Genomic DNA, 14,868 nt, shown 5'->3' on the forward strand with positions numbered 1-14,868 from the left:
CCCCGTCCGCTCACGGCAAGCGGTAGCAAAGGTCCCTTGCTCCCTTACCGCAGGTCAGAGCGGTCAGCCATGATAGAAAAGGGTCTCCACAACCGCATGGGCACGTCGCGTCGTCCGCCGGTAGGCGTCGAGGAATTCGCCTGGATCATCATCGGCCGAGTAGCCGAGCACTCGCGCGACCGCGGCGAGGTCGCGACCGGAGCTGGGAATTTCGTCGACCGCCTTACCGCGGACCAGCATCCCGGCGTTCCGGACGCGCGTCGCCAGCAACCAGGCCTCGGTCAGCGACTCGATCTCGGCGGGCTCAGCGAGCCCCGCCTCCGCCGCGGCCTTCAGGGCCTCGATCGTCGAAGTGGTCCTGAGCCCCTCGACCTCATGCCCGTGACGCAGCTGCATGAGCTGCACGGTCCACTCCACGTCGGCGAGCCCTCCGCGACCGAGTTTCGTGTGCCGGGTCGGGTCGGCGCCCTTGGGCATCCGTTCCGTTTCCACACGCGCCTTGATCCGCCGGATCTCCCGCACGCGAACCGCATCGAGGCCCGCCTGCGGATAGCGAATGGGGTCGATCATCTCGATGAACCGTGCACCAAGGTCGTCGTCACCGGCGATGAACCGAGCGCGGAGCAGCGCCTGCGATTCCCAGACCTCCGCCCACCGCCCGTAGTAGCTGCGGTAGGACTCGAGGGTTCGCACCAACGGACCGCTCCGCCCCTCCGGCCGGAGATCGGCGTCGACGACCAGTGCCGGGTCGGGGCTGGGGGCACCGAGGATCTTGCGGACCGTCTCGGCGACGGAGGAGGCGAACTTCGCTGCTTCGGAGTCCGACACACCCTCGGCGGGCTCGCACACGAAAAGAACGTCCGCGTCGGATCCATAGCCGAGTTCGGCCCCGCCCAACCGCCCCATACCGATGACGGCGATCTTCGCGGGGGTCTGGCCGAGCTCGGCCTGGCGCTGGCGAAAAGCAGCCGCCAAGGCACCTTGAAGCACGGCGACCCACACACTGGACAGCGCCTCGCACACTGCCGGGACGTCGAGCAACCCCAGCAAATCCGCCGACGCGATCCGGAGCATTTCGTGCCGGCGCAACGATCTCGCAGCCGCGACCGCCGCGTTCAAACCCGGCTGACGCCGCACGGCGGCTCTCAGTGAAGTGGCCACTTCCGCCGGGGTACGGCCTGCCAGCCGCGCCGGATCACCGAGCAATTGCAGTACTTCCGGCGCTCGAGCCAGCAGGTCGGGAACCAGACGTGACGTGCCGAGCAGGAACGCGAGCCGCTCGACAACGGCACCCTCGTCCCGAAGCACCCGGAGATACCAGGGCGTCGCCTCGAGCGCTTCCGAGACCTTCCGGTAGGACAGAAGTCCGCGGTCAGGGTCCGGGGTGTCGGCCAGAAGGTCCAACAGGACCGGCAGCAGAGCTTGCTGGATGGCCGCCCGGCGGGACATTCCCGCGGTCAGTGCCTTGATGTGTTGCAAGGCCCCGTCCGGCGCGGCGTAGCCGAGCGCGGAGAGGCGGCTCTCTGCCTGTTTCGTGGTCAGCCGTAGCGCTTCCGTCGGCACGTTCGCGACCGATTGCAGCAGCGGCCGGTAGAAGAGTTTCTCGTGAAGACGCCGGATGCTCTGCAGATGGCGGCGGAACTCCGCCACCAACACGTCCCCTTCACTTCTGCCCCGTGCCGGCCGCACGCCGCTCGCTCTCGCGATCGTTCGCAGCTCGCTGACGTCCGAAGCGGCCGGGAACAAGTGCGTACGCCGTAGCCGGCGAAGCTGGAGCCTGTGCTCGATGGTCCGGAGGAACTCGTAGGAAGATGCGAGCTCCGCAGCGTCCTTCCGGCCGACGTACCCGCCGTCCCCCAGGGCAGCGAGCGCGTCCATCGTGGACGGGGAACGCAGCTCGGCGTCGATCCGGCCGTGGACCAGTTGCAGCAATTGCACGGCGAACTCGACGTCGCGAAGGCCGCCGCGCCCCAGTTTGAGCTCCCGTTCGGCGTGCGCGGACGGCACATGGCCTTCGACGCGGCGCCGCATCTTCTGGACCTCGGGAACGAAATTCTCCCGATCGGCCGCAGCCCACACCTTCGGTGCGACCATCTCCGCGTACTGCCGTCCGAGCTCGGCGTCGCCTGCGACCGGCCGCGCTTTGAGCAATGCCTGGAACTCCCAGGTCTTGGCCCACTTCTGATAGTAGGCGGCATGGCCATCGAGGGTTCTGACCAAGGCGCCCGCCTTGCCCTCCGGGCGCAACGCCGCGTCGACCTCGAAGCATGCCTTGCCGACCACACGCATCATCGTGCTCGCCAGTCTCGTGGAGACCGAAAGATCTCCATCCCCGACGAAGATGACATCCACGTCGCTCACATAGTTCAGCTCACGACCGCCGCATTTGCCCATCGCGATCACGGACAGGTGGCCTTCGGCAGCGGCACCCACCTCGGCCTCCGCGACCAGCAACCCAACCGTCAGCGCGGCCTCTGCCAGCGTCGTGAGCTGGGCTCCGATCTCGGCATAAGGCGGCTGGCGGAGACCAGGTTCGACGAGATGCCCGAGGTCGGCCGCAGCTATTCCGAGCAGCAGTTCGCGGTAACCGATGCGAAGAGCCTGCTCCGACTCGAGCCCTGTGATTAGCTCGCCGTCCGGTCGCAGATGGGCGAGAAGACTGTTCACATACTGATCCGGGGCGATGTTCTTCTCGCCCTGGAGGGTCTTCCAGCAGTCGGTGTTCGCGACCAGGAAGTCCGCGAGCGCGCTCGAAGTGCCAAGAACACCGAGCAACCGGCCTCGGAAGGTCCGGTTGGTGCGGAGCGCCTGGTCGAGCTCATTCCAGGTACCAGGGTCGGCTTCCCGGATCCGGTCCAGTCCGCTCAGGGCGAGGTCGGGATCCGCCGCACGGGAAAGTGCCGACATCACGTCGGCGGCGGAGCCGTCCGGGCCGGATTCGGTCCACCAGCCGGCAGCACGCAGCTGCCCGTCGGCTCGGGGGTCGGTGAAGCCGTATCTCGCCACGGAAGCGGTCGGCCTGGCGCGCTCAACCATCGGCTTCCACCGTAGTCGCCCTTCCGCCCAAGGCCAGACGGACGCGCAAGGGAGCAAGGGACCTTTGCTACCGCGTGAGGCCGGTAGCAAAGGTCCCTTGCTCTCCTAAGCGGCGACCCTGCCGACTTCCTGTTCGGGAACGGGCGGGGCTGGGCTCGCGAAGCTGCCTGCGTTGACGGGACTCCGCCGTGAAAGGAGGTAGATCCCGATGCCGATCGCCAGGCCCGCGACACCGACGGCGATCGTGCCCACCGTGCCCGTCGAGGTCACGAGGCCGGCCCCGGCGCCGACAATGGCAGCGGCGGGAAGTGTGAACAGCCAGGCGAGCACCATGCGGCCGGCTGTGCGCCAGCGAACCGGTGATTCGTTCCTGCCCACCCCGGAACCGACGATGCCGCCGGAGCAGACGTGGGTCGTCGAAAGCGGAAAGCCGAAATTCGTCGACGCGAGAATGACCGCGGCCGAGCTGGTCTGCGCGGCGAAGCCCTGCGGGCCGTCGATATCCGTTAAGCCCTTACCCAGCGTGAAGGTGATTCGCCAGCCACCCAGGTACGTACCGAGCGCGAGTGCCAGCGCCGCGCTGACGATCACCCAAAGCGGGGGCCCTGCGCCGGCGGGAAGGGTTCCGGCGGTGATCATCGTCAGTGTGATGACGCCCATGGTCTTCTGCGCGTCGTTCGTGCCGTGGGCGAGCGAGACCAGCGAGGCCGAGATGATCTGGCCGACCCGGAAGCCGGCGGTACGACCGCGGCGGACGAAGATCCGATAGACGAAGTACGTCACGATCATCGCGACGAGACCGGCCAAGATCGGCGACAGTGCCGCTGGGACCAGCACCTTCTCGACGATCTTTCCGAAATGGACGGAGTCCGTTCCGGCCGACACCCAGGTGGCGCCGATCAGCCCGCCGAACAGCGCGTGGGACGAGCTGGACGGTAGTCCGACGAACCACGTGATCAGGTTCCATACGATCGCCCCGACCAGGCCGCCGAACACGATCGCCGGTCCGATCTTGGAGTCGTCGACGAGTCCATTCGAGATGGTCTTGGCCACCTCGACCGACAGGAAGGCTCCGACCAGGTTCAGGACCGCGGAGATCGTCACCGCGACCTTGGGACGCAACGCCCCGGTGGCGATCGACGTCGCCATCGAGTTGGCCGTGTCGTGGAACCCGTTCGTGAAATCGAAAATTAGGGCCGTGACGACGACGAGCATGACCAAGACTGAGGGCTCCACCCCGACCTCCGAACCCTTCGAAATTCCCTCCGCAAGGTACCTGACGGCACGACCCGGGTGTTAATAACCCATACACGTTTGAGACATAGGTCGTTAAGCCATCGGCAATGTACGTTGACGGTCCGCAGCCGGGGCGAGGTCACCGGACACCAGACGGACGAAGCGATGAGCGAACGGCCGCCAGGTTTCGGTGATGTCGGCATGCACCCGAGCGAGGTTGTCGGGGGTCAGTGCGTCCGGCCGGGTGAGTTCTGCCATTTCGGGTGACTGCCGTGCCCAGTCGAGGACCACATCCGGCGTCGTCTCGATATGGAACTGGACACCGTAGGCACAACGGTCGAATCGGAAAGCCTGGTAGGCATACCGCGGCGAGGAGGCGAGAAGCTCGGCACCTGCGGGCAGCCGGGTGATCGCGTCGTTGTGAAACTGCAGGACGTCCTGCATCAGCGGTAAGTCCGCGAAGAGCGGGTCGGTCCAGGCAGCGTCCTTCTTGGACACAAGGCTGGGGCCGACCTCAGGCCCTTGATCACCTGTGGCGACGCTGCCGCCCAGCGCCACAGCCAGCAGCTGACCACCGAGGCAAATCGCGAGCGTCGGGATGCGCGCACCCGCGGCCTTCGAAAGAAGCTTCCGCACGTCCGCCAACCACGGATGTTCGCCGTCGTCGTTGGCGCCCATCCCACCACCGAGGCATACCACGCCCGCGTACCCGTCCAGATCGGTAGGGAGTGTCTGATCGGGCAGCAGCCGGATGTCGAGCTCGGCGCCGGCCTCGGTGAGCCAGTCCCCGAGAGGGCCGATCGGGTCTGATGCATCCGGCTGGATGACGAGCAACTTGAGAGCGGTCACGTCCCCAGCCTACGACCGGTGGGAGAGCAGGGGACCTTTGCTACCGCTCGGGGTGGCGGTAGCAAAGGTCCCTTGCTTCTCTGCTCAGCAGGCGCAGCGGGGGGTGGGCGTCGAGGTGATAGCGGGTACCGAGTCGTCTCGGTCGACGGGATAGCCGGCGGCTTGCCAGGCGGCGATGCCGCCGGAGAGGCGCTTGACCTTGAAGCCGAGCTCCGCGAGCTTCAACGCCCCCTTGGTCGCGGCATTGCAGTGGATGCTCTCGCAATAGCAGACGTAGACGAGTTCGCGGTCCAAGCCGCTGACCGACTCGGCGGTCATCTCCCGATAGGGGAGGTTGATCGCGCCCGGGATGCGAGCCGACGCGAAGGCTTCAGGGGCCCGGGTTTCGACGACGATGTACCCCTGCCGAGAACCAGAGGTGAGGTCTCGGACCAGATCATCCGGGTCGACTTCGAGGGCGAGCTCGGCGCGCAGGTGCGCGGCCGCGGTCGCGCTGTCCAAGGCCGGAAACATGAGTACGCGGGGTTCGGTCGTCATGCCTCAATCCTGCTGGCAGGTGATCGTCCACAACATCGGATAATCCTGGTCTCGCCGGCGGCTAGCCTGGAGTTTCCTGGTGGGCACGACGATCAACCTGGAGTTCTGTGAACCTCGACGATCTCGACTGGCAGCTACTCGAACTGCTCCAGTCCAACGGCCGGCTGACCTTTTCGGAACTCGGTCGGCGCGTGTCGCTGTCCGCGCCCGCGGTGACCGAGCGGGTTCGCCGGCTCGAGGAGAAGGGGATCATCACCGGGTACTCGGCCAACGTCGACGTGGCGAAGCTCGGGTTACCGATCGAGGCGATGGTCCGGGCGAAGGTGCGCAGCTTGGACACAGCCCGCTTCCGCGAAACCATCCTCGCGCTTCCCCAGGTGCTCGACGCCGATCACGTCACGGGTGACGAGTGCTGGCTGGTCCGAGTCGCCTGCCGGAGCACTGCGGAGTTGGAGGAGCTTGTAGAGCGGATGCAGCGCTATGGGGAGACGATGACTTCTCTCGTCTTCTCGTCGCCTGTTCGGCGGCGCGCGGTAGGCCGGCGGGCCTGCTGAGCGGCGCTGCGGGAGCAAGGGACCTTTGCTACCACTTCGCAAGGGGCAGGTATGGAAAAAGGGTCCAGGCCCCGGGAGAACTCGTGGTTCTCGACCGGGGCCTGGACCCTCTTCTTTCAATGTTAGTCCGGCGGTGTCCTACTCTCCCACAACCCTTCGGTTGCAGTACCATCGGCGCTGTCAGGCTTAGCTTCCGGGTTCGGAATGGGACCGGGCGTTTCCCTGACGCTATAACCACCGAAACACTGTGAAACACCCACACACGCTCACACGTTGGTGTGTGGTTGTGTGGTGTTTCAGAGCTGTAGAGTGGATGCGTAACATCTTTGTGGGCAAGTCCTCGGCCTATTAGTACCAGTCAACTCGACAACACATTACTGTGCTTCCATTTCTGGCCTATCAACCCAATGGTCTGTTGGGGGCCTTAACCCACAAAGGGGTGGGATACCTCATCTTGGAACAGGCTTCCCGCTTAGATGCCTTCAGCGGTTATCCCTTCCGAACGTGGCCAACCAGCCATGCCACTGGCGTGACAACTGGCATACCAGAGGTTCGTCCGTCCCGGTCCTCTCGTACTAGGGACAGCCTTCCTCAAGTATCCTACGCGCGCGGCGGATAGGGACCGAACTGTCTCACGACGTTCTAAACCCAGCTCGCGTGCCGCTTTAATGGGCGAACAGCCCAACCCTTGGGACCTACTCCGGCCCCAGGATGCGACGAGCCGACATCGAGGTGCCAAACCATGCCGTCGATATGGACTCTTGGGCAAGATCAGCCTGTTATCCCCGGGGTACCTTTTATCCGTTGAGCGACACCCCTTCCACCAGGTGGTGCCGGATCACTAGTCCCGACTTTCGTCCCTGCTCGACATGTCTGTCTCACAGTCAAGCTCCCTTGTGCACTTGCACTCAACACCTGATTGCCAACCAGGCTGAGGGAACCTTTGGGCGCCTCCGTTACTCTTTAGGAGGCAACCGCCCCAGTTAAACTACCCATCAGGCACTGTCCCTGAACCAGATCATGGTCCGAGGTTCAGATTCCCAATCCGACCAGAGTGGTATTTCAACAACGACTCCACCAACACTAGCGTGCCGGCTTCACAGTCTCCCACCTATCCTACACAAGCCGAACCGAAAACCAATACCAAACTATAGTAAAGGTCCCGGGGTCTTTCCGTCCTGCCGCGCGTAACGAGCATCTTTACTCGTAGTGCAATTTCGCCGGGCCTGTGGTTGAGACAGCCGGAAAGTCGTTACGCCATTCGTGCAGGTCGGAACTTACCCGACAAGGAATTTCGCTACCTTAGGATGGTTATAGTTACCACCGCCGTTTACTGGCGCTTAAATTCTCAGCTTCACCCCGAAGGGTTAACCGGTCCTCTTAACGTTCCAGCACCGGGCAGGCGTCAGTCCATATACATCGTCTTGCGACTTCGCATGGACCTGTGTTTTTAGTAAACAGTCGCTTTCCGCTGGTCTCTGCGGCCACCCACCCCTAGTCCGCAAGGGACTTCAGAGTGTTTGGCCCCCCTTCTCCCGAAGTTACGGGGGCATTTTGCCGAGTTCCTTAACCACAGTTCACCCGATCGCCTTAGTATTCTCTACCTGACCACCTGTGTTGGTTTGGGGTACGGGCCGTGCACGCACTCGCTAGAGGCTTTTCTCGGCAGCATAGGATCACTCTACTTCGCCTCAATCGGCTACGCATCACGTCTCAACCTTGATGAGCGGCGGATTTGCCTACCACTCGGTCTACACGCTTACACCAGTACTACCACTCACTGGCGGAGCTACCTTCCTGCGTCACCCCATCACTCGACTACTACGGAATCAGATCCCACGCTCCACAACCACCCTCCACCCCGAAGGGTCTTGGATGGCGCTTCGGGTGGTTAGTATCAACCGCCTCATCCTGGGCGCACGTGCTCGGGTACGGGAATATCAACCCGTTATCCATCGACTACGCCTGTCGGCCTCGCCTTAGGTCCCGACTTACCCTGGGCGGATTAGCCTGGCCCAGGAACCCTTGGTCATCCGGCGGCAGAGTTTCTCACTCTGCATTCGCTACTCATGCCTGCATTCTCACTCCCACACCCTCCACGACTGGCTTCCGCCGCCGCTTCCCTGGATGCAGGACGCTCCCCTACCCATCAACACGACTAGACGTCCCCGCAAGGAGAACGCCGATCTATATGTGTCAATGACACAGCTTCGGCGGTGTGCTTAAGCCCCGCTACATTGTCGGCGCAGGACCACTTGACCAGTGAGCTATTACGCACTCTTTCAAGGGTGGCTGCTTCTAAGCCAACCTCCTGGTTGTCTGGGCAATCCCACATCCTTTCCCACTGAGCACACACTTAGGGGCCTTAGCTGGTGTTCTGGGCTGTTTCCCTCTCGACGACGAAGCTTATCCCCCGCCGTCTCACTGCCACACTCTCACACCACGGTATTCGGAGTTTGGTTGATTTCGGTAACCCGGTAAGGCCCCTAGACCATCCAGTAGCTCTACCCCCGTGGAGAAACATGTGACGCTGCACCTAAATGCATTTCGGGGAGAACCAGCTATCACGGAGTTTGATTGGCCTTTCACCCCTACCCACAGCTCATCCCCTCAGTTTTCAACCTAAGTGGGTTCGGCCCTCCACGTCGTCTTACCGACGCTTCAGCCTGGCCATGGGTAGATCACTCCGCTTCGGGTCTAGACCACGCGACTCAATCGCCCTATTCAGACTCGCTTTCGCTACGGCTACCCCACACGGGTTAACCTCGCCACGCAGCACTAACTCGCAGGCTCATTCTTCAAAAGGCACGCCATCACCTCAACATCACAAGGATGTGCTCGGGCTCTGACGGCTTGTAGGCACACGGTTTCAGGTACTCTTTCACTCCCCTCCCGGGGTACTTTTCATCTTTCCCTCACGGTACTAGTCCGCTATCGGTCTTCAGGAAGTATTTAGGCTTACCGGGTGGTCCCGGCAGATTCACAGCAAATTCCACGAGCTCGCTGCTACTCGGGAACACCACCAAGGTCCACAAACATGTGTTTTCGCGTACGGGACTCTCACCCACTCCGGTCGCCCATCCCAAGGCGTTCCACTAACACACGCGTAAACCCGGAAGACTGTCAGATCTTCCAAGGCGGGTCCCACAACACCACACACACAACGCCTGACAGCTTGACATGTGCATGGTTTAGCCTCTTCCGCTTTCGCTCGCCACTACTCACGGAATCACGGTTGTTTTCTCTTCCTACGGGTACTGAGATGTTTCACTTCCCCGCGTTCCCTCCACACACCCTATATATTCAGATGCGGGTAACACCACATAACTGGTGCTGGGTTTCCCCATTCGGAAATCCTCGGATCACAGCTCGGTTGACAGCTCCCCGAGGCATATCGCAGCCTCCCACGTCCTTCATCGGCTCCTGAAGCCAAGACATCCACCATGTGCCCTTAACAACTTGACCACAAAGATGCTCGCATCCACTCTACAGTTCTCAAACACCACACCAGAAACAAAAAACCCCGGAGCTCGTGTAAGCCCCTCGGCGTGTTGCCTCAGGACCCAACAGCGTGCATAGTGAACAATTCTCGACTCCCGTAACACTTTTCCCCGCTCCCGGGGCAGTACTCGCCCGCCGAACCCAACCCTAACCAGTAGTTCCACAATTCCTTGAGCAACCAGAACACGCACACATTCGGCACTTGAGTCCTGGCCACTCCACCACCGTTGCCCCGGGTATCCCGGCGGGGTGGATGTGTTGCTCCTTAGAAAGGAGGTGATCCAGCCGCACCTTCCGGTACGGCTACCTTGTTACGACTTCGTCCCAATCGCCAGTCCCACCTTCGACCACTCCCTCTGAAGAGTTGGGCCATGGGCTTCGGGTGTTACCGACTTTCATGACGTGACGGGCGGTGTGTACAAGGCCCGGGAACGTATTCACCGCAGCGTTGCTGATCTGCGATTACTAGCGACTCCGACTTCACGCAGTCGAGTTGCAGACTGCGATCCGAACTGAGACCGGCTTTAAGGGATTCGCTCCACCTCGCGGTATCGCAGCCCTCTGTACCAGCCATTGTAGCATGTGTGAAGCCCTGGACATAAGGGGCATGATGACTTGACGTCATCCCCACCTTCCTCCGAGTTGACCCCGGCAGTCTCCCACGAGTCCCCGCCATAACGCGCTGGCAACGTAGGATAAGGGTTGCGCTCGTTGCGGGACTTAACCCAACATCTCACGACACGAGCTGACGACAGCCATGCACCACCTGTACACCAACCACAAGGGAAGCCCTATCTCTAGGGATGTCTGGCGCATGTCAAGCCCAGGTAAGGTTCTTCGCGTTGCATCGAATTAATCCACATGCTCCGCCGCTTGTGCGGGCCCCCGTCAATTCCTTTGAGTTTTAGCCTTGCGGCCGTACTCCCCAGGCGGGGCGCTTAATGCGTTAGCTACGGCACGGACAACGTGGATGTCGCCCACACCTAGCGCCCAACGTTTACAGCGTGGACTACCAGGGTATCTAATCCTGTTCGCTCCCCACGCTTTCGCTCCTCAGCGTCAGTATCGGCCCAGAGACCCGCCTTCGCCACCGGTGTTCCTCCTGATATCTGCGCATTTCACCGCTACACCAGGAATTCCAGTCTCCCCTACCGAACTCAAGTCTGCCCGTATCGCCCGCACGCTCCACGTTAAGCGTGGAGTTTTCACGAACGACGCGACAAACCGCCTACGAGCTCTTTACGCCCAATAATTCCGGACAACGCTCGCACCCTACGTATTACCGCGGCTGCTGGCACGTAGTTAGCCGGTGCTTCTTATCCAGGTACCGTCACTTGCGCTTCGTCCCTGGCGAAAGAGGTTTACAACCCGAAGGCCGTCATCCCTCACGCGGCGTCGCTGCATCAGGCTTGCGCCCATTGTGCAATATTCCCCACTGCTGCCTCCCGTAGGAGTCTGGGCCGTGTCTCAGTCCCAGTGTGGCCGGTCACCCTCTCAGGCCGGCTACCCGTCGTCGCCTTGGTAGGCCATTACCCCACCAACAAGCTGATAGGCCGCGGGCTCATCCTGTACCGCCGGAGCTTTCCACCACCAACCATGCGATCAGCAGTCATATCCGGTATTAGACCCAGTTTCCCAGGCTTATCCCAAAGTACAGGGCAGATTGCCCACGTGTTACTCACCCGTTCGCCACTAATCCCCGGCCGAAACCGGTTCATCGTTCGACTTGCATGTGTTAAGCACGCCGCCAGCGTTCGTCCTGAGCCAGGATCAAACTCTCCAACAATGTCAAATTTGATCGAGGCAATTTAATGCTCTCAAAGGAACCTCAAACGAGGTTCAAATACATAAGCTCTACTGGCTTAGTTCACTAGCACACTGTTGAGTTCTCAAGCAACACGCTTTGTTTCAAAGCGATATTCACAAGCTTTTTGGTCGAGCATGCCGAATCCTACGCTGTTAGTCGTAGGGGGTCGGCGGCCGCTCGTGGGCCGACGCTGAACATTACCTGGTCCGGTTCGCGGTGTCAACCCGCTCGGCCCTGGTTCCTTGCCTCGGGGCTTTCGGCCCCGGCGGCCCGGTGTTCCTGGCGACGAAGAGAAGATTACATGCCCCGGAACCCCCTGAAAACAGGGGGGTCACTTAACGACATCGCCGCAGGTCAGCCGGTACGCACCACCGTCATCCGACGGTCTTCAGGTAGCGGGGCGGTTTGCGGGCGGGCGCGACACGTTCGAAGTCGGCCGCGTAGGCGAGCACCCGGGCGTCCGTCCACTGCCCCGCCATGAACGAGACACCGACCGGGAGCTCGCCGACGAACGCGGCCGGCACGGTCACCGCGGGGTAGCCCGAGACGGCGGCCGGCGTCGACGACGGGATCACGTCGTTGTCGCCGGTCTTGCAGTCGGTCTTCCAGGCGGGCGGGTTCGTGGGCGCGGCGATCGCGTCGAGGCGGTACTTCGCGAGGGTCTCGTCGATCGAGCGTTTCGCCAGATCGGTGAGCTCGCGGCGCATGGCCTGGTAGCCGGGGTCGGACGGGCCGGGCGCGGCGAGCGCCTGCTCGAAAAGCTCCTGTCCGGCGAAGCAGGTCCGCTCCAGCGGATCGGACCTGTTGTAGGCGATCAGCGCGGCGAGGTCGCGCGGGCCTTCGGGGCGCGTGGCCAGGTAGCGATCGATGTCCCGGTGGAACTCGGTGAGCAGGGCCGGGAACTCCAGTTCGCTGAGCCTGGCCTGGTACGGCGGCGTCACCTCGACGACCTCGGCACCCGCCTTCACCAGCGAGTTCCTGGTCTTCGTCATCACCGCGTCGACGTCCGGGCCGAGGACCGGCAGGCGCCAGAGACCGATCCGGGAACCCTTCAGCACACCGGGCCGCAGGTGCGCGGCGTAGTCGGTCGGCTGGTTCGGCGGGTACGCGCCGGTGGCCGGGTCGCTCGGGTCGCGGCCCTGGAGCGCGGACAGGGTCAGCGCGACGTCGACGACGTGCCTGGCCATCGGACCGGCGGTGTCCTGTTCGGCCGAGATCGGCACCACGCCGGTGCGGCTGACCAGGCCGAGGCTCGGTTTGTGCCCCACCGTCGCGGTCATCCCGGCCGGGCAGACGATCGAGCCGTCGGTCTCACTGCCGATCGCGACCTGGGCGAGTGACGCGGCGATACCGGCGGCGGATCCGGCGGACGACCCACAGGGGTTGCGATCGAGCACGTACGGGTTGTTCGTCTGCCCACCGACGCCTGACCACCCGGAAGTGGGTTTGGCGGCGCGGAAGTTCGCCCATTCGGACAGGTTCGCCTTGCCGAGGACGACCGCACCCGCGTCACGCAGACGGCGGATCAGGGTCGCGTCCTTCGCGGGCTTGCTGCGCAGCGCGCGCGAGCCCGCCGTCGTCTGCATGGAGCGGGTGTCGACGTTGTCCTTCACCAGGACGGGGATGCCGTCCAGCGGTCCGCGGGTCTTGCCGGCGCGACGCCGGACGTCGCTCTCCGCGGCTTGCGCGATCGCGGCCGGATCGACCGTGATGACCGCGTTCACCTTACGGTCGACCTTGCGGATGCGATCGAGGTAAGCCGAGGTCAGGCCGACCGCGGTCAGCCGTCCGGCGGACATCCGGGCCTGGAGCGCGGGGATGTCGGCGGAGTCGAGATCGAGTGGCTTCCCGGTGGCGGACGCCGCCGGCGCGGCACTCGCCGCGATGGCCGCGGCGACCACTGTCGTCAGAACTCGGAACACCGGTCGCCGCACCATCAGGTCTCCTTCGTCTAGAGAACCGGAAGCAGGGTCCGCAGCTCGTACGGGGTCACCGCGCTGCGGTAGTTATCCCATTCAACACGTTTGTTGCGAAGGAAGAAGTCGTAAACGTGCTCTCCGAGCGCTTCGGGCAGAAGTTCCGATTTCTCCATCTCCGCCAGTGCCTCGCCGAGGTTCTGCGGGAGCTGGGCGTATCCGGCCGCGCGGCGCTCGGCGTCCGAGAGCTGCCAGATGTTGTCCTCGGCGGGAGGCGGGAGCTCGTAGCCCTTCTCGATGCCCTTGAGCCCGGCGGCCAGGATGACCGAGTACGCCAGATAGGGGTTGCACGCGGAGTCGAGCGTGCGGATCTCCACACGGCGTGACGACGCCTTGCCCGGCGAGTACATCGGCACCCGGACCAGCGCGGAGCGGTTGGCGCGGCCCCACGAAACGGTCGTCGGGGCCTCACTGCCGCTGATCAGGCGTTTGTAGGAGTTCACCCACTGGTTGGTGACGGCCGAGATCTCCTTCGCGTGGTGCAGCAGTCCCGCCACGAAGGCCTTGCCCGTCGCGGACAGCTCGTACGGGTCTTCCGCGTCGTAGAAGGCGTTGCGATCGCCCTCGAACAGGCTCACGTGGGTGTGCATCCCGGAACCCGGCTGATCGGTGAACGGCTTCGGCATGAAGGTCGCGCGGACGCCCTGAGTGAGCGCGACCTCCTTGACCACGTAGCGGAAGGTCATCACGTTGTCGGCCATGGTCAGCGCGTCGGCGTACCGGAGATCGATCTCCTGCTGACCGGGCGCGCCCTCGTGGTGGCTGAACTCGACCGAGATCCCCATCGCCTCGAGCGTCTCGATGGCGTGGCGGCGGAAGTGCGTCGCGGTCGCGTGGCTGGCCTGGTCGAAGTAGCCACCGTTGTCCGCGGGCTCGGGCTCACTGCCGTCGTCCGGCAGGTTGGAGAGCAGGAAGAACTCGATCTCGGGGTGGACGTAGCAGGTGAAACCCGCTTCGCCCGCCTTCGAGAGCTGCCTGCGCAGGACATGCCTGGGGTCCGCCCAGGACGGGGAACCATCCGGCATCGCGATGTCGCAGAACATGCGCGCCGAGTACGGGCCGCCGTCCGGGGTCTCCCAGGGGAGGACCTGGAACGTGGCGGGGTCGGGCTTCGCGACCATGTCGGACTCGTAGACCCGCGCGAATCCTTCGATGGCCGACCCGTCGAAGCCGATCCCTTCGCTGAAGGCGCCCTCGAGCTCGGCGGGCGCGACCGCGACCGACTTGAGAAACCCCAGCACATCCGTGAACCAGAGCCTGACGAAACGGATGTCGCGCTCTTCCAAGGTACGGAGCACGAACTCCTGCTGGCGATCCATGGCCGCACCCTAACGAGAACGTGTTAACGACATGTTTCGCGACGCGCCGTTCG

The 14,868-nt window shown here is 63.3% G+C and carries 7 protein-coding genes and 3 rRNA genes; 1 reads left to right on the forward strand and 9 read right to left on the reverse strand.

Annotation, left to right across the window (positions count from 1 at the left end):
- Window positions 1-63: 63 nt before the first annotated feature.
- The 4 genes from NQK81_RS16775 to NQK81_RS16790 form a co-directional block, all read right to left on the reverse strand.
- Window positions 64-3,036, reverse strand: coding sequence for a bifunctional [glutamine synthetase] adenylyltransferase/[glutamine synthetase]-adenylyl-L-tyrosine phosphorylase (locus NQK81_RS16775; RefSeq protein ID WP_257488941.1), 2,973 nt, complete (start codon window positions 3,034-3,036; stop codon window positions 64-66).
- Between the two features lie 105 nt (window positions 3,037-3,141).
- Window positions 3,142-4,251 carry an inorganic phosphate transporter gene (locus tag NQK81_RS16780; protein ID WP_371878903.1) on the reverse strand — a complete coding sequence of 370 codons (1,110 nt, stop codon included), beginning with the start codon at window positions 4,249-4,251 and terminating at the stop codon, window positions 3,142-3,144.
- A 114-nt stretch (window positions 4,252-4,365) separates the two neighbouring features.
- Window positions 4,366-5,121, reverse strand: coding sequence for a type 1 glutamine amidotransferase (locus tag NQK81_RS16785; protein WP_126737713.1), 756 nt, complete (start codon window positions 5,119-5,121; stop codon window positions 4,366-4,368).
- An 84-nt stretch (window positions 5,122-5,205) separates the two neighbouring features.
- The gene (locus NQK81_RS16790) at window positions 5,206-5,658 is read right to left on the reverse strand and encodes a rhodanese-like domain-containing protein (RefSeq protein WP_257488943.1); all 453 of its coding nucleotides are present in this window, start codon (window positions 5,656-5,658) and stop codon (window positions 5,206-5,208) included.
- A 107-nt stretch (window positions 5,659-5,765) separates the two neighbouring features.
- On the opposite strand from NQK81_RS16790, the gene NQK81_RS16795 reads away from it, so the two are divergent.
- Entirely contained in the window at window positions 5,766-6,212 is a 447-nt protein-coding gene (locus NQK81_RS16795) for an Lrp/AsnC family transcriptional regulator (protein WP_257488944.1), read from the forward strand.
- Between the two features lie 125 nt (window positions 6,213-6,337).
- Here NQK81_RS16795 and rrf read toward each other — a convergent pair.
- The 5 genes from rrf to glnA form a co-directional block, all read right to left on the reverse strand.
- Window positions 6,338-6,454: ribosomal RNA gene (gene rrf, locus NQK81_RS16800) — 5S ribosomal RNA — on the reverse strand.
- An 86-nt stretch (window positions 6,455-6,540) separates the two neighbouring features.
- Window positions 6,541-9,677: ribosomal RNA gene (locus NQK81_RS16805) — 23S ribosomal RNA — on the reverse strand.
- 305 nt (window positions 9,678-9,982) lie between these two features.
- Window positions 9,983-11,499 (reverse strand): 16S ribosomal RNA (locus NQK81_RS16810).
- The 16S, 23S and 5S rRNA genes sit together here, the layout of an rRNA operon.
- Before the next feature lie 395 nt (window positions 11,500-11,894).
- On the reverse strand, window positions 11,895-13,457 hold the full coding sequence (locus NQK81_RS16815; protein ID WP_257488946.1) for an amidase: 1,563 nt from the start codon (window positions 13,455-13,457) through the stop codon (window positions 11,895-11,897).
- Between the two features lie 14 nt (window positions 13,458-13,471).
- The gene (glnA, locus tag NQK81_RS16820; RefSeq protein ID WP_016331613.1) at window positions 13,472-14,815 is read right to left on the reverse strand and encodes a type I glutamate--ammonia ligase; all 1,344 of its coding nucleotides are present in this window, start codon (window positions 14,813-14,815) and stop codon (window positions 13,472-13,474) included.
- Between the last annotated feature and the right edge of the window lie 53 nt (window positions 14,816-14,868).

Origin of the sequence: Amycolatopsis roodepoortensis (genome assembly GCF_024628825.1) — a bacterium.
GTDB lineage: Bacteria > Actinomycetota > Actinomycetes > Mycobacteriales > Pseudonocardiaceae > Amycolatopsis > Amycolatopsis roodepoortensis.

Coding starts and splice junctions, on each gene's coding strand:
- NQK81_RS16775 (WP_257488941.1), bottom strand. CDS start 3,036: ATGGTTGAGCGCGCCAGGCCGACCGCTTCCGTGGCGAGATACGGCTTC.
- NQK81_RS16780 (WP_371878903.1), bottom strand. CDS start 4,251: ATGCTCGTCGTCGTCACGGCCCTAATTTTCGATTTCACGAACGGGTTC.
- NQK81_RS16790 (WP_257488943.1), bottom strand. CDS start 5,658: ATGACGACCGAACCCCGCGTACTCATGTTTCCGGCCTTGGACAGCGCG.
- NQK81_RS16815 (WP_257488946.1), bottom strand. CDS start 13,457: ATGGTGCGGCGACCGGTGTTCCGAGTTCTGACGACAGTGGTCGCCGCG.
- glnA (WP_016331613.1), bottom strand. CDS start 14,815: ATGGATCGCCAGCAGGAGTTCGTGCTCCGTACCTTGGAAGAGCGCGAC.